We start from the raw sequence: 17,486 nt of genomic DNA, 5'->3' as shown, positions 1-17,486 counted from the left end.
ATGGCGAAACAGGAGTATGTACACCGCGCTTAACGCGATGAATGTCCACTTGGCGGAAGGAAGCGGCCGTTAGTTGCACCGCTGCACAGGACATTGGAAAGAGTATTTTAGAGTTGAATAGTAACGTTTCTCTATCGACTGTTTCGCCTGGCACATTTTCGTAGCTCGAAAAATTGACGGGCTTTGGCCAATATTGCGAGCGAATGCGCGTGAAAATTTGCAAACCCATCGCTGGAGAATTGAGTGTTCGAAGACAAACCGAATGACACGAGCCTTCGGCTGTAACAAGATGATGGTGGAGGTGTAAGGTATGGCGGATGTTTTCGACCGCATTGCAGATTGGCTGCAAAAGTTGGCCTTTTTTGATGCTGATCTTGGTGGACTAGTCGAGCAGTTAAGTAACAGGCTGATCGATGGTGGCGTGCCGGTCACGCGTGTTTCCTTGGGCCGTCTGATGATGCACCCTGTAATTGGATTACTCGATGCAACGTGGGATGCATCGAACCATCGTATTGAATGGACCGTTCTTCCACGCAGCTCTGTAACGGCTGATCTCTTCGACAAAGCACCCTTCGGAGAGAATTCGAAATTGGCCAATGAGATTGCGAAACAGCACTTTAATGAGGAAGTTTGGGACTTGGCGGACGGACTTGCCAACGGCACAATCAAGTTTCCTTTCATGCGTGCAAATCTGACTGACCAAACGACCCGTGACAAATTTCCGCTATTCCGAAAACTCGCTGAAGCAGGTGTCACCGACTATGTCGTATGCAGTGCACCATTCGGCAATCGTACCGTTGTCTTTGACGGTGAGATGGAGTGGGCTTTGGGCGCGTCAGTGTCTTTTGCTACAAAGCGTCGTTCTGGCTTCACAGATCGTGAGGTAGATGGTCTGTCGCGGCTATCTTTACCTTTGCTTGGTGCAGCGCGTGTACTGTCAGAGCAGTTCTTGGCAGCTGAGTTGATGGAGGTCTATCTAGGCAAGTTGTCCGGGCGATCCGTACTGAACGGTCAAATAGCCCGGGGAGATGTCAGCATAATTGACTGTGCTCTATTGTTCAGCGATATGCGCGGCTCTACGGCTTTGAGCCAGCGCTTGTCTTCGGAAAAATATGTCGCGACGGTTAACCAATTCTTCGATTGTGTCGGTGGGGCGGTACACGATCACGGCGGAGAGGTTCTTAAATTCGTTGGCGATGGGTTGCTTGCGATCTTTCCTTTTGATGGTCAACGAAGACTACCCGAAGACATGTGCGAAGCAGCCCTGTCCGCGGCACGTGAAGCGTTCCAAAGGAATGAAGAACTTGATCCATCAGACCGTGCTGAATTTGGGGTTGGATTGCACACTGGGGCGGCTGTCTACGGGAATGTTGGCACTGAAAAGCGTTTGGATTTTACGGTAACTGGCCCATCAGTCGCGATAGCCAGCAGGTTAGAGGGCCTGACGCGAAAATTGGAGGCGCGGCTTTTAGCAACGGGTGATTTTGTGAACTTGGTATCTGAAGAGCCGAAAAAATTGGGGCGGCATTCTTTGCGGGGTTTTGAGGAAGACTTAGAAGTCTTTTCTTACGAAATTTTCACATAACGCTGAATTGCGTTAGGCGAATAGCAATCATTCGTTTAGGCGCGGGTACTGGAATGAAACCGGTCAGCTTTGACCTCAAAGCGGGCAAACATGATCGTAGGCATGAAAAAAGCCCCCGCAAACAGCGGGGGCCTTTCAATTCTAAAAGAGGCTGCGCTTAGCCGCGCTCTTCGATGATCTCAACCAGATGCGGGATCTTGTTGACCATGCCGCGAACCGAAGGCGTATCCTCCAGCTCACGGGTACGGTGCATCTTGTTCAGGCCCAGACCGATCAGGGTTGCGCGCTGTTCGGCGGGGCGGCGGATCGGGGAGCCGATCTGTTTGACGACAATGGTTTTTGCCATGGTACGCTACTCCTTACGCTTCGGCTTCAGCCGGTGCTTCGTCCCGCTTGGGCAGGATGTCGGCAACTTTTTTACCACGACGTGCGGCAACCGAACGCGGGCTCTGCTCTTTCTGCAGGCCGTTGATGGTGGCGCGGATCATGTTGTACGGGTTCTGCGAGCCCAGCGACTTGGACACAACGTCCTTCACGCCCAGCATTTCGAACACAGCACGCATCGGACCACCGGCGATGATACCAGTACCTTCTGGTGCGGTTCGCATAACCACTTTACCAGCGCCGTGACGGCCCTCGATGTCGTGGTGCAGAGTACGACCTTCGCGCAGCTGCACGCGGATCATCTGACGCTTGGCTTGTTCAGTCGCCTTGCGGATGGCCTCAGGTACTTCTTTCGCTTTACCTTTGCCAAAGCCCACGCGGCCTTTCTGATCGCCGACAACCACCAGAGCGGCGAAGCCAAAGCGCTTACCACCTTTGACGGTTTTCGACACGCGGTTGATTGCGACCAGACGATCTGCAAATTCCGGTGCTTCTTCACGGTCGCGGCCACGGCCCCGACGGTTTTCACGTTCTGCCATTTGGCATCCCTTTTCTCATATGGCGTTTGTGACGCCGTTTTCTTCAATCGAAGTGAGCGTGAACGCCCCCCGATCATCGAGGCGAGATAACCCGCCTTCAGGTGCCGAAGCCGGGCTGAAGCCCGGCCTACAGCGATGTCGTAGGCAGGCCGGGCCTCAGCCCGGCGCACCATCAGATCTTCAAACCACCTTCACGCGCGGCGTCGGCAACTGCCTTCACCTTGCCGTGGAACAGGAAGCCACCACGATCGAAATAAGCCTCTTCGACGCCTGCCTTCTTGGCACGCTCGGCGATGGCCGCGCCCACTTTGGTGGCCGCTTCGACGTTGTTCTTGCCAACAACACCCAGATCTTTTTCCAGGGTCGAGGCTGCGGCCAGGGTCACGCCACGAACGTCGTCGATCAGCTGAACGCTGATGTTCTTGTTCGAACGGTGAACCGACAGGCGTACGCGGCCCGCGTTGACTTTGCGAAGTTTGTTCCGAACGCGCAGGCGGCGCTTCAGAAACAGGGTTCTTTTGCTGTTTGCCATTGTCTGCGTCCTTACTTCTTCTTGCCTTCCTTGCGGAAGATGAACTCGCCCTTGTAGCGGATGCCCTTGCCTTTGTACGGCTCGGGACGGCGCCATTCGCGAATTTTGGCCGCGACTTCGCCCACCTGCTGCTGGTCGATACCTTCCACAACGATTTCGGTCTGCTTCGGCGCGGTGATGGTCACACCTTCCGGAGCAGTGAAATCAACATCGTGGCTATAGCCCAGGTTCAGCTTCAGGGTGTTGCCCTGCATCTGAGCCCGGTAACCAACACCCTGGATCTCCAGCTCTTTTTTGAAGCCTTCGGTCACACCGGTTACCAGGTTGGCAACCATGGTGCGGCTCATGCCCCACTGCTGGCGGGCACGCTTGGACATGCCACGGGGGTCGATTTTGACCACGTTGTCTTCAACCGACAGCGTCACGTCGTCGGTGGCGGTGAAGCTACGGGTGCCTTTCGGACCTTTGACTTCGATGGTCTGACCCGACACAGAGGCAGTAACGCCGCTGGGCAGCTCGACCGGTTTTTTACCAATACGAGACATTGCAGACCTCCTTAGAAGACGGTGCAGAGCACTTCGCCGCCAACATTGTTGGAGCGAGCGTTTGCGTCCGACATCACACCTTTCGGAGTGCTGACAATCGACACGCCCAGACCCTGACGGACCTGCGGGATGTCATTGACGCCCATGTAGACGCGACGACCGGGTTTCGAAACCCGCTTCAGTTCGCGAATGACAGGGGTGCCTTCGTAGTATTTCAGGCTGATTTCGATGGCCGGATGACCGTTTTCACCGGTCGTGTTTTCGTAGCCACGGATGTAACCTTCGTCCGCCAGCACGTCCAGAACCCAACCGCGCAGCTTGGAAGCCGGAGTGGAAACGGTGGACTTGCCGCGCATTTGCGCGTTGCGGATACGGGTGAGCATATCGCCGATAGGATCATTCATATCTATGTCTCCCTTACCAGCTCGATTTCACCATGCCGGGGATCTGACCAGCAGAACCCAGCTCGCGCAGCGCGATACGGCTGACCTTCAGCTTACGGTAGTAAGCGTGGGGACGACCGGTCAGCTGACAACGGTTGTGCAGACGGGTAGCCGAGCTGTTGCGCGGCAGTTTCGCCAGTTTCAGACGCGCCTTGAAACGCTCTTCCATCGGCTTGCTCTCGTCATTCGCGATTTCTTTCAGCTCGGCACGCTTTGCGGCATATTTGGCCACCAGGCGTTCGCGCTTCTTCTCGCGTTCGATCATTGCTTTCTTAGCCATGTCTCAATCCTCCCGGCGCTTACGCGTTGAACGGCATGTTGAACGCTTTCAACAATGCCTTTGCTTCAGCGTCGGTTTTCGCTGTGGTGGCAATTACGATATCCAGGCCCCAGACCTCGTCGACCTTGTCGAAATCGATTTCCGGGAACACGATGTGCTCTTTCATGCCCATGGCAAAGTTGCCCTGACCATCGAAAGACGGCTTAACACCGCGGAAGTCACGAACACGCGGCATCGCGATTGTGATCAGACGATCCAGGAATTCGTACATCCGGTCACCGCGCAGGGTCACTTTCGCGCCCAGCGGCATGTCTTCACGGACGCGGAAACCCGCGATCGACTTCTTCGCCTTGGTTGCAACAGCCTGTTGGCCAGCAATTGCAGTCAGATCTTCGACAGCAGCTTTCGCTTTCTTCGAGTCCTTGACCGCCTCAGCACCACAACCGATGTTCAGAACGATTTTGTCCAGCTTGGGCAGCTGCATGTCGTTCTTGTAGCCGAACTCTTCTTTCAAAGCGGCACGGATGGTTTCAACGTACTGAGCTTTCAGACGCGGGGTGTAGGTTGCGGAATCAAGCATCGATCACGTCCCCTGTGGTCTTGGCGAAGCGCACCTTCTTGTCACCTTCCATGCGGAAGCCAACGCGGGTTGCTTTGCCGTTTTTGTCCAGCAGCGCCAGGTTCGACAGTTGGATCGGGTTTGCCTGAGGCAGACGACCACCTTGCGAAGTTTGCGACTGACGGGTGTGACGGATGGCAATGTTGATGCCTTCGACAACAGCTTTACCGGCTTTGGGATCAACCGAGGAAATGGTTCCCTCTTTGCCCTTGTCCTTGCCGGCCAGCACGACGACCTTGTCGCCTTTGCGGAGTTTAGCAGCCATGATTACAGCACCTCCGGAGCCAGCGAGATGATTTTCATGAAGTTCTTGCCGCGCAGTTCACGAACAACGGGGCCAAAGATACGTGTACCGACTGGCTCGTTGTTGTTGTTCAGGATGACGGCGGCGTTGCGATCGAAACGGATCGCGGTGCCGTCTTCGCGACGGACTTCCTTGGCGGTGCGTACGACGACGGCCTTACGGACGTCCCCTTTCTTTACGCGGCCGCGCGGGATGGCTTCCTTCACCGAGACGACAATGATGTCGCCAACGGAGGCGTATTTACGCTTGGAACCACCCAGGACCTTGATGCACTGAACTCGGCGTGCGCCGGAGTTGTCAGCGACATCCAGATTGGTCTGCATCTGGATCATGTGGTTTCTCCCGACCTGTGGGGGCTGGTCTAGTTAGATCCCCCAGGGTTTCGACAAATGGGAAAATCCCGGAAACTTACGCTTCCAGAACTTCCCAACGTTTCGTCTTCGATTTCGGCGCGCATTCGATGATGCGGACTGTGTCGCCGACCTTGAAGGCGTTCTTTTCATCGTGAGCCCGGTATTTCTTGGACTTACGGATGGTTTTCTTAAGAACCGGATGCGTAAAGCGGCGCTCGACGGATACGGTTACGGTCTGTTCGTTGGCGTCGCTGGTCACGGTGCCTTGCAGGATACGCTTGGGCATCTGATTACTCCTCGGATGCCGCTGCAGCGGCCTTTTCGTTCAGAATGGTTTTGACACGGGCAGCATTGCGGCGAGCCGCTTTGATACCAGCAGTGTTTTCCAGCTGACCGGTTGCCTGTTGAAAGCGCAGGTTAAAGCTTTCTTTCTTCAGGTTGGCCAGTTCCTCGCGGAGCTGGTCCGGGGTCTTGTCACGCAGTTCTTGGGCGTTCATCGCCTTTTTCCTTTGCTCAAAACACCAGAAGGCCCCCTGACAGGGTCACCTTGGACCTGGTGGATGAATGATAGACATACGAATCGCCCGACAACGCCGGGAGATCGCAGGATGCCGCCGTATAAGGGTTTGGGGGGTGCGTGGCAAGAGGAAGTTTGGCGGAGCTGCGTTAAGTTATCACGATCTAAATTGATCAGCCCGCGCACGCCTTAAAGGCCGCCCACGAGACATAGAGTGCCACAGTCAATATCATCACCCATAAACCAACTTCAAATCTTGGCAAAAGATGCAGATGCGACCGCCACAAGGCTGCCAAAAGGCTCTCTTTGAATTTCCATCCAGAGCGGCGCAAAGTGATCAAGTAAAGAACGAGAAACCCACCCCAGAAAAACGGCGAACCAGCACTCACGGCCTCGCCGATGCAGGAGTCACTCCCACTTGTAGTTAAAGCTGACACTGATCCGCTCTTCCTCGGCCATGTTCATCGGCACCTCGTGGCGCAACCAGCTTTCCCACAGCAACACGTCCCCGACTTGCGGCTTCATGTAAATGAACGGCTGCAAATCCCGCCGACCACCTTTGATCCGCGTCGGCGCAGCCATCATGCGACCCGAACGCGGGTCTTCCAGTTTCAGCGCGCTCGCCCCTTCGGGCATCGCCACATAGGTTGTGCCCGAGATGACGCTGTGCGGGTGCAAATGGCTGGAGTGCATGCCGCCCTCAGGAAGGATGTTGATCCACAGGTCTTCCAGCTTTAGCTCACCCTCGCCCAGATCAAACTCTAGATCCTTGGCAAAGGACGCCACGTGCTGATCCAATGCGGCGACCAGATCGGCAAAGATCGGGAACCGCCATGGTAGGTCGGTAAGCGAGGCGTAACTTGTATAGCCGGGATAGCCGTTTTCCTCGCACCATTCCTGCCCGGCCTCATCATCCTCGGCGATGACAATGCACGAGCTTTCCAACTCCTCCGCGTCGATCTTGGGATCGAACTCGGACAAGGTTGCGCGATAGAGACGGGTAACGAAGAGTGATTCAATCTGTGCCATGTCCCGGCTATAGCCCAGCCGGGACGCAAGCGCGAGACCAGCCGCCCCAGAAAAGCGGCTGGTCGGATGCCTTAAAAAAAGTAGCGCAGCCAGATATAGACGTTGGCGATCATCAGGGTCAGGATCATGATCGGAAAGGCCATGATCGCGAATTTGACAAAACCGATCGGCTGTTTGGCTTTCTCGGCAAAGGCCGCAACGGTCAGGTTCGCGCTGGCGCCCAACAAGGTCCCGTTGCCACCCAAACAGGCACCCAGAGCCAGCGACCACCACAGCGGCTCGATCGCATCCGGGCCGCCGAATGTGTCAGCGGTGGATTCAATCAGCGGGATCATCGTGGCAACAAAAGGGATGTTGTCCAGAATGGCGGACAGGATGCCCGAGGCCCAGAAGATGAAGAACGCGGTCCACATCATGTCACCTTCGGTCAGTTCCAGCACTTTCTGGCCAAAGAACTCCAGCAGCCCAACATGCTCGACACCTGCGACAATCACGAACAAGCCACCGAAGAAGAAAATCGTGATCCATTCGACCTCACCAAAAATATGGTGCACGGACTCGGATTGTTCTTCACCGCTTTGGTGACCGTAGGCTAACAACATCAACAACCCAGCCCCAGCCAGCGCGGAAGTCCCCGGTTGGATGCCGTAACCATGGCCAAGCGTAAAGCCCAGAAGAACCAGCGCCAGAACAGACAGGGATTTGATCATCAGGCGAACGTCCGTGATCGCCTCGTCTTCGTTGAACCGCATGATCTTTTCGCTGGCCGACTTGGGAATGGCGGCCAGAGTACGCCGGTTCATCAGGTAAATGATCCCGGTCAGCACAACCAGACAGATGGCTGATATCGGCGCCAGGTTCACCACGAATTCATTGAAACTGAGCCCGGCGGCCGAGCCGATGATGATGTTGGGCGGGTCACCGATCAAGGTCGCTGTCCCTCCAACATTCGACGCCAGAATTTCGGCGAAGAAAAACGGAAATACAGGCGTATCCAGCGCGTCCGTGATCAGCAAGGTTATCGGGGCAATCAGCAGAACGGTCGTCACGTTGTCCAGCAGAGCAGAGAAGACCGCGGTAATCAGGGTCAGCATGATCAGGATACCCGTAGGGTTGGCCTTGACCACCTTGGCCGCCTTGATTGCGACGTACTGAAACAAGCCGCACTTACTGGTGATACCCACAATCACCATCATGCCGATCAACAGGGCCAGGGTGTTGGCGTCCACCCCTGCCACGGCCTGTTCCTGATTAAGGATGCCAAAAAGCACCATCAATGACGCCCCCAGCATGGCCAAAATTGCGCGATTAACTTTTTCGGTAATCAGGACAGCATAAACAGCAATCAGAATACCGGTGGCGATCCAAAGGGGATCAATTCCCAACAGTTGAGGGACAGAGAACGCGTGTTCTCCGTGCGAAACGGAATGGTTGGTCAAGGGTCTGATCCGGTATTTAGGGGTTAACTTAGCGCGTGTTCAATCAGCGAATTGGGGCTGACTGTGCCCACAAAATGATTGGTATCGGGCTCAACAAGGAAGACGTGGCGCTTGAATTTGTGGATCAGGAAAATGCCTTCCATGACCGGAGTATCGGGCGCGGTCACCGGAATATTTGCCGGTTCTGACATGTGATCCCCTACCCGTTCTTCGTTCAGGCGCTTAATCTGCTCACCGAAGTCTTCTTTGGTCAGGTCCATGAAGCTGAGATTTGCGATCGGCACACGCGCCGTTTCAGAGCTGACGCCAATCCGTGCGGCTTGAGGCAGGATCATCTTGATGAGCGTTGGAGCGGTAAACACGCCCTGAAAGCTTCCGTTGTCGGAAACCACAGGCAGGAACCGGGCCCGGCTGTCGCGAATGATCTCGAACGCCTTTGCGACGGTATCATCGGGATGGATTGTCTTCTGAATTTCTGGGGGGACCATGACGTCCCTGCAAGTAAGGCCCATTCGTGCTCTCGGTCTTTCAACGGGGTGGCAAAGCCAGGATATCATACGCGCTCAAACCAAGTTGAGGGATTGAACTGCCCAAGCTTTGATCGGGAATAAGTGTGGGGGCTTCTTTTCACCAGATCAGGGAATTTTCCACCCCTGATCTGCATGATTTTTGCAATGCCGGTATTGAATTTCGGAAACAACCCACTGGTCGCTCATCGCAAACCGCCAAAACGAAAAAGGCCCCCGCCGAGTGTTCGGCAGGGGCCATGTTCTTTGGGTTTCCCCAGACTGTTTACCAGTCTTCGCGAACCACGACGCGGGTCTTGATCGGCAGCTTCATCGCGGCCAGGCGCAGGGCCTCGCGGGCGATGTCGTCATTGACGCCATCGATCTCGAACATCACGCGGCCAGGCTTGACTTTGCAGGCCCAGCGGTCGACCGAACCTTTACCTTTACCCATACGAACTTCGATCGGCTTGGCCGTGACCGGAGTGTCGGGGAAGATGCGGATCCAAACACGACCCTGACGCTTCATGTGACGCGTCATGGCACGACGTGCAGCTTCGATCTGGCGTGCGGTTACACGCTCAGGCTCAAGAGCTTTCAGGCCGTAGGTGCCAAAGTTCAGATCAGAGCCGCCTTTGGCGAGACCCTTGATCCGGCCTTTGTGCATCTTGCGGAATTTAGTACGCTTTGGTTGAAGCATATCTTTCCCTCCTTAGCGACGACCGCCACCAGCACCACGAGGTGCAGGGCCGTCCTGGAGTTCCTGTGCTTTACGGTCACGTGCCTGCGGATCGTGCTCCATGATCTCACCTTTGAAGATCCAGACCTTGATCCCGATGATCCCGTAGGGGGTCATCGCTTCGGCATGTGCGTAATCGATGTCGGCACGCAGGGTGTGCAGAGGCACGCGGCCTTCGCGGTACCACTCGGTCCGTGCGATTTCGGCGCCGCCCAGACGACCAGCGACGTTCACCCGGATACCCAGGGCGCCCATGCGCATGGCGTTCTGAACCGAGCGCTTCATGGCGCGACGGAACGAAACACGACGTTCCAGCTGCTGAGCGATGGACTCGGCAACCAGCTGCGCGTCAAGCTCGGGCTTGCGCACTTCGACGATGTTCAGGTGCAGTTCGCTGTCGGTCATACGAGCAAGCTTTTTGCGCAGAACTTCGATGTCCGCACCTTTCTTGCCGATGATGACACCGGGACGTGCGGTGTGGATCGTAACGCGGCACTTCTTGTGCGGACGTTCGATGATCACACGGGCAACACCGGCCTGCTTGCACTCTTTGTTAATGAACTCACGGATTTTGAGGTCTTCCAGCAGAAGATCACCGTAGTCCTTGGTGTCGGCGTACCAGCGGCTATCCCAGGTGCGGTTGACCTGTAGGCGCATGCCGATCGGATTTACTTTATGACCCATTAGGCTTGCTCCTCAACTTGACGCACCTTGATGGTGATCTCCGAGAACGGCTTCATGATCTTGCCGAAACGACCACGGGCACGCGGACGACCGCGCTTCATGACCAGGTTCTTGCCAACCCATGCTTCGGCGACGATCAGCTCGTCAACGTCCAGGTTGTGGTTGTTTTCAGCATTCGCGATTGCGGACTGCAGGCACTTCTTGACGTCCTGCGCGACACGCTTGTTGCTGAAAGTCAGGTCGGTCAGAGCCTTCTCAACTTTCTTGCCGCGGATCATTTGCGCAACCAGGTTCAGTTTCTGCGGGCTGGTGCGAAGCATACGGGTTTTCGCCATTGCTTCGTTTTCAGCCACGCGGCGGGGGTTCTTTTCCTTGCCCATGACTTACTTCCGCTTCGCTTTTTTGTCTGCGGCGTGGCCATAATAGGTACGGGTCGGCGAGTATTCACCGAACTTCTGACCGATCATGTCTTCCGAGACGTTGACGGGAATGTGCTTCTGGCCGTTGTACACACCAAAGGTCAGACCCACGAACTGGGGCAGAATGGTGGAACGACGCGACCAGATTTTGATGACTTCGTTGCGGCCCGACTCGCGCGCTGCTTCGGCTTTTTTCAGCACGTAAGCATCGACGAAAGGACCCTTCCAAACAGAGCGAGACATAGATTAACGTCCCTTCTTCTTGGCGTGCCGCGAGCGGATGATCAGCTTCTGGGACGCTTTGTTCTTGTTGCGGGTACGCTTACCCTTGGTGTCCTTACCCCACGGAGTAACCGGCGTACGGCCACCCGAGGTACGACCTTCACCACCACCGTGCGGGTGATCGATCGGGTTCATTGCAACACCACGAACCGACGGACGAACGCCCTTGTGGCGCATACGACCGGCTTTACCGAGGTTTTGGTTGCTGTTGTCGGGGTTGGACACGGCACCAACGGTGGCCATGCATTCCTGACGGACAAGACGCAGTTCGCCCGAGCTCAGACGGATCTGAGCGTAGCCGCCATCGCGGCCAACGAATTGCGCGTAAGTACCGGCCGCACGTGCGATCTGACCGCCTTTGCCAGGCTTCATCTCGATGTTGTGGACGATGGTACCGATCGGCATGCCCGAGAAAGGCATTGCGTTGCCCGGCTTGATGTCGGCTTTTGCCGACGAGATGACCTTGTCACCAACAGCCAGACGCTGCGGAGCCAGGATATATGCCTGCTCGCCGTCTTCGTATTTTACCAGTGCGATGAATGCGGTCCGGTTCGGGTCATATTCGATCCGCTCGACGGTTGCCGCGACATCAACTTTGTTCCGTTTGAAGTCAACGATCCGGTAGAGACGCTTTGCGCCACCGCCGCGGCGGCGTGAAGTGATCCGTCCGGTGTTGTTCCGGCCGCCCGATTTGGTCAAACCCTCAGTGAGAGACTTGACCGGACGTCCTTTCCAAAGCTCCGAACGGTCGATCAGCACCAGCCCGCGCTGGCCCGGCGTCGTCGGCTTGTACGACTTGAGTGCCATGCTTTCTGTCTTCCGTTTAGCAAGTGCGAGGGGTTTCCCCGCTATGTGATAGGCCCCCGTAGGTGCCAAGGGTATAGGGCCCCGAAGGTCCCCGGTTACAAATATCAGAGGCCCCGGAACGAATCCGAGGCCGCAAGATTGGGAGCGTTTAGCAGTGTTGGGGGTCGGTGTCTATAGGGGCGCTTTCGTTTTTTGACCTAAGATCGGCAGCCCATTAATTCTTGCGCGCTCCGACAAAAATACCGGTCAACACCATGCCCACCAACCCGATAACGGTCGCAGCAGTACTTCCCACTAAGAACTCCAACACGGAAGTTTCGACCGGCTTGTGAAAACAACCAAATGCGTCCAACAACAGGAAAATGCCGACAAAAGCCGAGTAAGAACACATAAATATATATGCCTTGCCAGCGTAGGGCTTCATGAGGTCGTCTAAAATCTCAGTTGTTCGGACTTTTTTCTTGAGACGGTTGTTTTCTTCTTTCAGCGCTGCATTTTCCTCGGTTACCCGAGAAAAAGCCGCATTAATTTCTTCCATGCGCACAGGAACATCCGTAGCACTTGGTTTAACTGACTGTGTGAGTTATCGAGATCGTCGAGTGTAATCTCAGGCTGGTTGGGCTCGTCCTGCAAGTGCTAGCTCTACAAAATGCTGATGAATATCTGACTGGGGCAGCACCGCGTTCCTCCCGGAACCATAGTATGCATTGCTCCAAGGAGTGCCCGGTTGATGCGTCATCTCTGACAACTCCAAACCGGAAAATTGGCCATAACGAGCCCAAACGTGGTCAATTACAGCACCTTCATTGGGGTTTAACTCCGCTTGGAACGCTTTGTCAGATCGCCATGGCGCCAACAGATTAATTGCCGAGTTGTACCCAAAGTCTCTGATATGGTTCCATATCTTTCTAACAACAGGTCCGCCATCCCATGCTTCAAAACGATCCATAATCAATGGTTCGCGGTTGATCGCTAAGTTCCAACCGTTTGCAATGTAAACCAGCTTTTGAAGCTTCATTTGAGGCATAACGCCACCGTTTCTTTTCAGAAACTCATTGGCGATAGCCAAAGCGTTATGATTTGCCATGAGAGACTCCCCTCTAAACACGTTGGGCTCAAATTCTAAAGTCCAACAAGCCGACCTCGCGCCCTAGATAACACGAGTTATGTGCCTTGAGGAAAAATAATCCACAACCTTTGTATATTTCACCTACAGCACAGCAAATGTGGTGGTGAATGCGTTCTTTTCAAGGCGACAGAAAAAAGCAGCGATTTGCCATCTACGTCAGGTAAACCAATCACCGCACATAGTTCTTAAAAAAACCCCCGCTTTCGCGGGGGCTTTTCTCTCTCTCCAAAGACGGGTTCGATCAGAGACCGGTGGACACGTCGATGGTGTTACCTTCTTCCAGGGTCACATATGCTTTTTTGACGTCTTTCCGACGGCCCAGCTGGCCGCGGAACCGCTTGACCTTGCCTTTGGTCACGGTGGTGTTCACCGCTTTGACCTTCACACCAAACAGCGCCTCAACGGCCTCTTTGATCTGGGGCTTGTTGCTGTCGATCGCCACTTCAAAGACAACCGCGCCGTTTTCGGACGCCATGGTCGACTTTTCAGTAATGATCGGCTTGCGGATCACGTCGTAATGTTCTGCCTTCGCGCTCATTTCAGACGAGCCTCCAGTGCTTCGACAGCCGCTTTGGTGAGCACCAGGGTGTCACGCTTGAGGATGTCATAGACGTTTGCGCCCATCGACGGCAGGATATCCAGACCTTCGATGTTCTTGGACGCTTTCAGGAACCCTTCGTTCACGGTCGCGCCGTCGATGACCAGAGCGCGTTTCCAGCCCAGGTTTGCAACCTGTTTGGCCAGAGCGGCGGTCTTGCCTTCGGCTTCGGCGTTCTCGATCACAACCAGCTCACCTGCTTTGGCTTTGGCCGACAGAGCGTGGCGCAGGCCAAGCTTGCGGAACTTCTTCGGCAGGTCGTGGCCATGCGAACGCGGGGTCGGGCCTTTGTAGATACCACCCTTGCGGAAGATCGGCGCGTTACGGTCACCATGGCGTGCGCCACCGGTGCCCTTCTGGCGATAGATCTTCTTGGTCGAGTAGCTGGTTTCCGAGCGGGTCTTCACCTTGTGGGTGCCAGCCTGCGCGTTGTTGCGCTGCCAACGGACCACACGGTGCAGGATGTCCGCGCGCGGCTCGAGGCCGAACAGGTCAGCATCCAGCTCGATGTTGCCGGCTTTGCCGCCGTCCAGTTTGATTACATCAAGTTTCATGCTTCACCACCTTCCGCGGGAGCTTCTTCCGCAGGTGCTTCAGTTGCGGCACCTTTTACGGCTGCCGGGAAAGGCAAGCCTTCGGGTGCTTTCTTCTTGACGGCGTCCTTGACGGTAACCCAGCCCGATTTCGGTCCGGGAACGGCGCCTTTGATGAAGACCAGGTTCCGGTCGGCGTCGGTTTTGACGACTTCCAGGTTCTGGGTGGTTACACGGGCAGCACCCATGTGACCGGCCATCTTCTTGCCTTTGAAAACCTTGCCCGGATCCTGACACTGACCGGTCGAACCGTGCGAACGGTGGCTGATCGAAACACCGTGCGAGGCGCGCAGACCACCGAAGTTGTGGCGCTTCATCGCACCGGCAAAGCCTTTACCGATCGAGGTGCCCGAAACGTCAACTTTCTGACCTTCCAGGAAGTGTTCTGCCGAAATCTCGGCGCCCACTTCGATCAGGCCGTCTTCGGAGACGCGGAACTCGGCCAGCTTACGCTTGGGCTCAACCTTGGCAGCGGCATAGTGACCGCGCATGGCTTTCGAGGTGCGTTTTGCCTTGGCAGCACCGGCGCCCAGCTGAACGGCGGTGTAGCCGTCTTTGTCAGCGGTACGCTGTGCAACAACCTGCAGGTTGTCCAGGTGGAGAACGGTCACAGGGATCTGCTTGCCGTCTTCCATGAACAGGCGGGTCATGCCAACTTTTTTTGCAATAATACCAGAGCGCATAATCTATACCCTCCGATCTTACGACTGCAGCTTGATCTCGACGTCCACACCAGCAGCGAGGTCGAGCTTCATCAGCGCGTCAACGGTCTGGGGGGTCGGATCAACGATGTCGAGCAGACGCTTGTGCGTACGGATCTCGAACTGGTCGCGGGATTTCTTGTCAACGTGAGGGCCACGGAGAACCGTGAACTTCTCAATCTTGTTCGGCAGCGGGATCGGGCCGCGCACGTTCGCGCCGGTCCGCTTGGCAGTGTTGACGATCTCTTGCGTGCTGGCATCCAGAACGCGATAGTCAAATGCCTTCAGCCGAATACGGATGTTTTGGCTTTGCATATTAACAGCCTTTTTTAGGCGTTGAGGTTGAGAGGAGGACAGACGCGCATCGCCAACCCTCTTCGAACCCAAAAGGCGGGAATCACCCCGCCTCTGTTCACAATGAGCGAACTCGCGCGTATTAGTGGGGTTGGTGCGGTTTGGCAAGAGGCAAACGCCATAAAGACAACCCTCTTATTGATCGTCAGACATGCGGTTGCTTAACCATGGATCTTCAACCTTCATGCCTTGATAAACTGCATGCAGGAAAAGATGAGCAATCACAGGGTCATTCGAAAACGGCGAGAACTGCAGGTTGCCTTCTTTGACTTCCTCTACGGCTTCATAGACGACCTCGTCGCCCTTTACCGTCAAGAGCACTTTGAGTTCGGCCAATGTCTCTGGGTCAACCGCCGTGGGATCGTCTGACAAGATTACAAAATCTGCTACTTTCCCCATTTCAATCGAGCCTTTTTCGTTCTCCTCGAAATGCTGCCAGGCGGGCCAGATTGTCATGGCTTTCAAGGCGGTCATGACATCAACCCTTTGATGCGGGCCCAAAATGTCGCCGGACCGAGTGCGCCGGGTGACGGTTGCGGCCAGGACCCGCATACTGTCCGGAAAGGCCACCGGGGCATCATGATGCGTGCCAAACATCATGTCACGCTCGCGCAGCCACCCGGTCGGCGAGATGTTGTCCGCATTCACCGGCCCAACCGTGTGGTCCCGGTGCCAGTCGCCCCAATAGAATGTGTGCATCGGGAACAGGGATGGGAAAACACCCAACCGTTTAAAGCTTGCGACCTGATCCTCCCTTAGAAACTGCCCGTGAATAAGAACTGGGCGGTTACCGGGGTCGCCATACTTGATCTGCGCTTCTTCTAAGGCCGCAATAAGCATGTCAGATGCGCCTTCGCCATTGGAATGAACGAGAATTTGGAAACCGTTCTCAAAACACCAGTTCACCGCGTCTTGGAGTTGCTCCATCGTGATGGCGGCGTATCCCGCATACCCGGGAACATAGTTCCCTACCGGATCGTAATAAGGTCGATCCCTCAATGCTGTGAACCCCTGAGGCGAGCCGTCAATCGTAAGCTTGCAGCCCCCGACCCGGACACGGTTTTCATAGTTCCTAGACGTGTTCGCGCCGATAAAATCCCGCGCCTCAAGAACATCCGGAAACGCGACTACGTCAATGGGAAGCCCGTCTTCGGCGGCAACCTTCCTCAGAACCTCGACAATTTCGCCGGACGAGCGACCTTCTTGTCCGGTTGTGTACCCAAATTTGGCCCAAAGCTGTGTGCCCGCCTTGGCAAATTCTGCAAGACCATCTTCACCCAGATTTCCCAACATGGGAACAAGGACGGAAAAGAATGCGTACTCTTCCAGCACGCCGTTCGGCTCACCAGTCTCGTCACGTTGAATTACGCCGCCCGGAGGAGCCTCGGAAGCGGCAGTGATGCCAGCCAGTTCCAAGGCTTTTGAATTTGCAACACCCAAGTGCCCGGATTGATGAACGATTATGACAGGAAATTCCTCAGAAACCTGGTCCAGCTCTTGCCGTGTTGGGTGGCGAAGCTCCTTTAGCTGGGCATTGTCGTAGCCGAAGCCAATGATCATTTTAACCTGTTCGACAGCCTGCGCATTCTCGTCGGCCCAACTTGAAAGCGTGGATTGCAGACTTGCGATATCAACCACCTCTCCATCCGGCGGCGCGAGAAGGTTCGCAGACAAAGCCTGCAAGCCCCCCATGACGACATGCCCATGGCTGTCGACGAAACCCGGAAGCATCGCCCGCCCTTCCAAGTCGAAGGTTTCGGTTGCGCTCCCTTGATGGGCCGACACATCAGAAAGCGCTCCCACCGCAAGAATGCGCCCATCTTTGACTGCGACAGCTTCGGCTGACGGAGCCGCGTCGTTCATCGTAACGATTGGTCCCCCGAGATAAATCCTATCCGCGGTTTCTTGCGAGGATGCCGAGGTAGATAAGCAAGCAACAGCCGCGACAAGACAAACTGAACGAGCCGAGAAAAGCATCTTATGACCTCTTTTTAATTGCAATTTGTTAATAAGAATGAAGCTAGCACCTCAGGTAGCTTAGGCAAAAAAGAAAAAGGCCGCCCTGTTTGGAGCGGCCTTCTTTAGTTTTATCGATGCGCCGGGCT

27 protein-coding genes are annotated in these 17,486 nt (G+C 55.4%); 1 reads left to right on the top strand and 26 read right to left on the bottom strand.

The window, feature by feature from the left end; all coding sequences use genetic code 11:
• Positions 1 to 310 precede the first annotated feature (310 nt).
• A complete protein-coding gene (locus GOX73_RS09140) occupies positions 311 to 1,585 on the top strand; it encodes an adenylate/guanylate cyclase domain-containing protein (RefSeq protein ID WP_171127070.1) in 1,275 nt (424 codons plus the stop codon).
• Positions 1,586 to 1,742: 157 nt separating this feature from the next.
• On the opposite strand, the gene rpmD is transcribed toward GOX73_RS09140, so the two are convergent.
• The 26 genes from rpmD to GOX73_RS09010 all read right to left on the bottom strand — a co-directional run bounded on the left by rpmD (position 1,743) and on the right by GOX73_RS09010 (position 17,244).
• Positions 1,743 to 1,931: a 50S ribosomal protein L30 gene (gene rpmD, locus GOX73_RS09135; protein ID WP_074736195.1), complete on the bottom strand. Its 189-nt coding sequence runs from the start codon at positions 1,929 to 1,931 to the stop codon at positions 1,743 to 1,745.
• Between the two features lie 13 nt (positions 1,932 to 1,944).
• A complete protein-coding gene (gene rpsE, locus GOX73_RS09130) occupies positions 1,945 to 2,508 on the bottom strand; it encodes a 30S ribosomal protein S5 (RefSeq protein ID WP_170356677.1) in 564 nt (187 codons plus the stop codon).
• A 172-nt stretch (positions 2,509 to 2,680) separates the two neighbouring features.
• Positions 2,681 to 3,040, bottom strand: a complete 360-nt coding sequence (gene rplR / locus GOX73_RS09125) for a 50S ribosomal protein L18 (RefSeq protein ID WP_170356678.1) — start codon at positions 3,038 to 3,040, stop codon at positions 2,681 to 2,683.
• Between the two features lie 11 nt (positions 3,041 to 3,051).
• Positions 3,052 to 3,585 (bottom strand): 50S ribosomal protein L6, encoded by a 534-nt coding sequence (gene rplF, locus GOX73_RS09120; RefSeq protein WP_170373361.1) that lies wholly within the window; start codon positions 3,583 to 3,585, stop codon positions 3,052 to 3,054.
• An 11-nt stretch (positions 3,586 to 3,596) separates the two neighbouring features.
• A complete protein-coding gene (gene rpsH, locus GOX73_RS09115; protein ID WP_155148687.1) occupies positions 3,597 to 3,989 on the bottom strand; it encodes a 30S ribosomal protein S8 in 393 nt (130 codons plus the stop codon).
• Positions 3,990 to 4,002: 13 nt separating this feature from the next.
• Positions 4,003 to 4,308 carry a 30S ribosomal protein S14 gene (gene rpsN / locus GOX73_RS09110; protein ID WP_010437098.1) on the bottom strand — a complete coding sequence of 102 codons (306 nt, stop codon included), beginning with the start codon at positions 4,306 to 4,308 and terminating at the stop codon, positions 4,003 to 4,005.
• 19 nt (positions 4,309 to 4,327) lie between these two features.
• Positions 4,328 to 4,888 carry a 50S ribosomal protein L5 gene (gene rplE / locus GOX73_RS09105; RefSeq protein WP_171127069.1) on the bottom strand — a complete coding sequence of 187 codons (561 nt, stop codon included), beginning with the start codon at positions 4,886 to 4,888 and terminating at the stop codon, positions 4,328 to 4,330.
• The gene (rplX, locus tag GOX73_RS09100; protein ID WP_170356681.1) at positions 4,881 to 5,192 is read right to left on the bottom strand and encodes a 50S ribosomal protein L24; all 312 of its coding nucleotides are present in this window, start codon (positions 5,190 to 5,192) and stop codon (positions 4,881 to 4,883) included. The genes rplE and rplX overlap by 8 nt, the downstream gene beginning before the upstream one ends.
• A 2-nt stretch (positions 5,193 to 5,194) precedes the next feature.
• Complete coding sequence (gene rplN / locus GOX73_RS09095; protein ID WP_008757934.1) at positions 5,195 to 5,563, bottom strand: 50S ribosomal protein L14; 369 nt, start codon at positions 5,561 to 5,563, stop codon at positions 5,195 to 5,197.
• Positions 5,564 to 5,639: 76 nt separating this feature from the next.
• Complete coding sequence (gene rpsQ, locus GOX73_RS09090; RefSeq protein ID WP_068340771.1) at positions 5,640 to 5,870, bottom strand: 30S ribosomal protein S17; 231 nt, start codon at positions 5,868 to 5,870, stop codon at positions 5,640 to 5,642.
• Between the two features lie 4 nt (positions 5,871 to 5,874).
• Positions 5,875 to 6,081, bottom strand: a complete 207-nt coding sequence (gene rpmC, locus GOX73_RS09085; RefSeq protein ID WP_010437082.1) for a 50S ribosomal protein L29 — start codon at positions 6,079 to 6,081, stop codon at positions 5,875 to 5,877.
• 428 nt (positions 6,082 to 6,509) lie between these two features.
• Positions 6,510 to 7,130, bottom strand: a complete 621-nt coding sequence (locus GOX73_RS09080) for a 2OG-Fe(II) oxygenase family protein (RefSeq protein ID WP_171126024.1) — start codon at positions 7,128 to 7,130, stop codon at positions 6,510 to 6,512.
• A 71-nt stretch (positions 7,131 to 7,201) separates the two neighbouring features.
• On the bottom strand, positions 7,202 to 8,569 hold the full coding sequence (locus GOX73_RS09075; protein WP_174825634.1) for a sodium:proton antiporter: 1,368 nt from the start codon (positions 8,567 to 8,569) through the stop codon (positions 7,202 to 7,204).
• A gap of 23 nt (positions 8,570 to 8,592) precedes the next feature.
• Positions 8,593 to 9,057: an HPP family protein gene (locus tag GOX73_RS09070; protein ID WP_171127068.1), complete on the bottom strand. Its 465-nt coding sequence runs from the start codon at positions 9,055 to 9,057 to the stop codon at positions 8,593 to 8,595.
• A 304-nt stretch (positions 9,058 to 9,361) separates the two neighbouring features.
• Positions 9,362 to 9,775: a 50S ribosomal protein L16 gene (gene rplP, locus GOX73_RS09065; protein ID WP_058283513.1), complete on the bottom strand. Its 414-nt coding sequence runs from the start codon at positions 9,773 to 9,775 to the stop codon at positions 9,362 to 9,364.
• A 12-nt stretch (positions 9,776 to 9,787) separates the two neighbouring features.
• Positions 9,788 to 10,498 carry a 30S ribosomal protein S3 gene (gene rpsC, locus GOX73_RS09060; protein WP_008758042.1) on the bottom strand — a complete coding sequence of 237 codons (711 nt, stop codon included), beginning with the start codon at positions 10,496 to 10,498 and terminating at the stop codon, positions 9,788 to 9,790.
• Entirely contained in the window at positions 10,498 to 10,878 is a 381-nt protein-coding gene (rplV, locus tag GOX73_RS09055) for a 50S ribosomal protein L22 (protein WP_039538267.1), read from the bottom strand. The genes rpsC and rplV overlap by 1 nt, the downstream gene beginning before the upstream one ends.
• Before the next feature lie 3 nt (positions 10,879 to 10,881).
• Positions 10,882 to 11,160, bottom strand: coding sequence for a 30S ribosomal protein S19 (gene rpsS, locus GOX73_RS09050; protein ID WP_005980699.1), 279 nt, complete (start codon positions 11,158 to 11,160; stop codon positions 10,882 to 10,884).
• 3 nt (positions 11,161 to 11,163) lie between these two features.
• Complete coding sequence (gene rplB, locus GOX73_RS09045; protein WP_171126021.1) at positions 11,164 to 12,006, bottom strand: 50S ribosomal protein L2; 843 nt, start codon at positions 12,004 to 12,006, stop codon at positions 11,164 to 11,166.
• Between the two features lie 214 nt (positions 12,007 to 12,220).
• The gene (locus tag GOX73_RS09040; protein ID WP_217350999.1) at positions 12,221 to 12,544 is read right to left on the bottom strand and encodes a hypothetical protein; all 324 of its coding nucleotides are present in this window, start codon (positions 12,542 to 12,544) and stop codon (positions 12,221 to 12,223) included.
• Positions 12,545 to 12,613: 69 nt separating this feature from the next.
• The gene (locus GOX73_RS09035) at positions 12,614 to 13,093 is read right to left on the bottom strand and encodes a Panacea domain-containing protein (RefSeq protein ID WP_171127067.1); all 480 of its coding nucleotides are present in this window, start codon (positions 13,091 to 13,093) and stop codon (positions 12,614 to 12,616) included.
• Positions 13,094 to 13,376: 283 nt separating this feature from the next.
• Positions 13,377 to 13,673, bottom strand: coding sequence for a 50S ribosomal protein L23 (locus GOX73_RS09030; protein ID WP_008757532.1), 297 nt, complete (start codon positions 13,671 to 13,673; stop codon positions 13,377 to 13,379).
• A complete protein-coding gene (gene rplD, locus GOX73_RS09025) occupies positions 13,670 to 14,287 on the bottom strand; it encodes a 50S ribosomal protein L4 (protein WP_170694153.1) in 618 nt (205 codons plus the stop codon). Before rplD ends, GOX73_RS09030 begins: the two co-directional genes overlap by 4 nt.
• Positions 14,284 to 15,009: a 50S ribosomal protein L3 gene (rplC, locus tag GOX73_RS09020; RefSeq protein WP_171126011.1), complete on the bottom strand. Its 726-nt coding sequence runs from the start codon at positions 15,007 to 15,009 to the stop codon at positions 14,284 to 14,286. Before rplC ends, rplD begins: the two co-directional genes overlap by 4 nt.
• Before the next feature lie 18 nt (positions 15,010 to 15,027).
• On the bottom strand, positions 15,028 to 15,342 hold the full coding sequence (gene rpsJ, locus GOX73_RS09015; protein ID WP_008756422.1) for a 30S ribosomal protein S10: 315 nt from the start codon (positions 15,340 to 15,342) through the stop codon (positions 15,028 to 15,030).
• 174 nt (positions 15,343 to 15,516) lie between these two features.
• On the bottom strand, positions 15,517 to 17,244 hold the full coding sequence (locus GOX73_RS09010; RefSeq protein ID WP_371808201.1) for an amidohydrolase: 1,728 nt from the start codon (positions 17,242 to 17,244) through the stop codon (positions 15,517 to 15,519).
• Positions 17,245 to 17,486: the final 242 nt, after the last annotated feature.

It is taken from the genome of Ruegeria sp. HKCCD7221, from assembly GCF_013031225.1.
GTDB lineage: Bacteria > Pseudomonadota > Alphaproteobacteria > Rhodobacterales > Rhodobacteraceae > Ruegeria.
This window is presented reverse-complemented; position numbering and strand designations above follow the sequence as displayed.

Excerpts from the sequence above, each read along its gene's own strand:
- GOX73_RS09140 (WP_171127070.1), top strand. The coding sequence starts at position 311 with ATGGCGGATGTTTTCGACCGCATTGCAGATTGGCTGCAAAAGTTGGCC.
- rpmD (WP_074736195.1), bottom strand. The coding sequence starts at position 1,931 with ATGGCAAAAACCATTGTCGTCAAACAGATCGGCTCCCCGATCCGCCGC.
- rpsE (WP_170356677.1), bottom strand. The coding sequence starts at position 2,508 with ATGGCAGAACGTGAAAACCGTCGGGGCCGTGGCCGCGACCGTGAAGAA.
- rplR (WP_170356678.1), bottom strand. The coding sequence starts at position 3,040 with ATGGCAAACAGCAAAAGAACCCTGTTTCTGAAGCGCCGCCTGCGCGTT.
- rplF (WP_170373361.1), bottom strand. The coding sequence starts at position 3,585 with ATGTCTCGTATTGGTAAAAAACCGGTCGAGCTGCCCAGCGGCGTTACT.
- rpsH (WP_155148687.1), bottom strand. The coding sequence starts at position 3,989 with ATGAATGATCCTATCGGCGATATGCTCACCCGTATCCGCAACGCGCAA.
- rpsN (WP_010437098.1), bottom strand. The coding sequence starts at position 4,308 with ATGGCTAAGAAAGCAATGATCGAACGCGAGAAGAAGCGCGAACGCCTG.
- rplE (WP_171127069.1), bottom strand. The coding sequence starts at position 4,888 with ATGCTTGATTCCGCAACCTACACCCCGCGTCTGAAAGCTCAGTACGTT.
- rplX (WP_170356681.1), bottom strand. The coding sequence starts at position 5,192 with ATGGCTGCTAAACTCCGCAAAGGCGACAAGGTCGTCGTGCTGGCCGGC.
- rplN (WP_008757934.1), bottom strand. The coding sequence starts at position 5,563 with ATGATCCAGATGCAGACCAATCTGGATGTCGCTGACAACTCCGGCGCA.
- rpsQ (WP_068340771.1), bottom strand. The coding sequence starts at position 5,870 with ATGCCCAAGCGTATCCTGCAAGGCACCGTGACCAGCGACGCCAACGAA.
- rpmC (WP_010437082.1), bottom strand. The coding sequence starts at position 6,081 with ATGAACGCCCAAGAACTGCGTGACAAGACCCCGGACCAGCTCCGCGAG.
- GOX73_RS09080 (WP_171126024.1), bottom strand. The coding sequence starts at position 7,130 with ATGGCACAGATTGAATCACTCTTCGTTACCCGTCTCTATCGCGCAACC.
- GOX73_RS09070 (WP_171127068.1), bottom strand. The coding sequence starts at position 9,057 with ATGGTCCCCCCAGAAATTCAGAAGACAATCCATCCCGATGATACCGTC.
- rplP (WP_058283513.1), bottom strand. The coding sequence starts at position 9,775 with ATGCTTCAACCAAAGCGTACTAAATTCCGCAAGATGCACAAAGGCCGG.
- rpsC (WP_008758042.1), bottom strand. The coding sequence starts at position 10,498 with ATGGGTCATAAAGTAAATCCGATCGGCATGCGCCTACAGGTCAACCGC.
- rplV (WP_039538267.1), bottom strand. The coding sequence starts at position 10,878 with ATGGGCAAGGAAAAGAACCCCCGCCGCGTGGCTGAAAACGAAGCAATG.
- rpsS (WP_005980699.1), bottom strand. The coding sequence starts at position 11,160 with ATGTCTCGCTCTGTTTGGAAGGGTCCTTTCGTCGATGCTTACGTGCTG.
- rplB (WP_171126021.1), bottom strand. The coding sequence starts at position 12,006 with ATGGCACTCAAGTCGTACAAGCCGACGACGCCGGGCCAGCGCGGGCTG.
- GOX73_RS09040 (WP_217350999.1), bottom strand. The coding sequence starts at position 12,544 with ATGGAAGAAATTAATGCGGCTTTTTCTCGGGTAACCGAGGAAAATGCA.
- GOX73_RS09035 (WP_171127067.1), bottom strand. The coding sequence starts at position 13,093 with ATGGCAAATCATAACGCTTTGGCTATCGCCAATGAGTTTCTGAAAAGA.
- GOX73_RS09030 (WP_008757532.1), bottom strand. The coding sequence starts at position 13,673 with ATGAGCGCGAAGGCAGAACATTACGACGTGATCCGCAAGCCGATCATT.
- rplD (WP_170694153.1), bottom strand. The coding sequence starts at position 14,287 with ATGAAACTTGATGTAATCAAACTGGACGGCGGCAAAGCCGGCAACATC.
- rplC (WP_171126011.1), bottom strand. The coding sequence starts at position 15,009 with ATGCGCTCTGGTATTATTGCAAAAAAAGTTGGCATGACCCGCCTGTTC.
- rpsJ (WP_008756422.1), bottom strand. The coding sequence starts at position 15,342 with ATGCAAAGCCAAAACATCCGTATTCGGCTGAAGGCATTTGACTATCGC.
- GOX73_RS09010 (WP_371808201.1), bottom strand. The coding sequence starts at position 17,244 with ATGAACGACGCGGCTCCGTCAGCCGAAGCTGTCGCAGTCAAAGATGGG.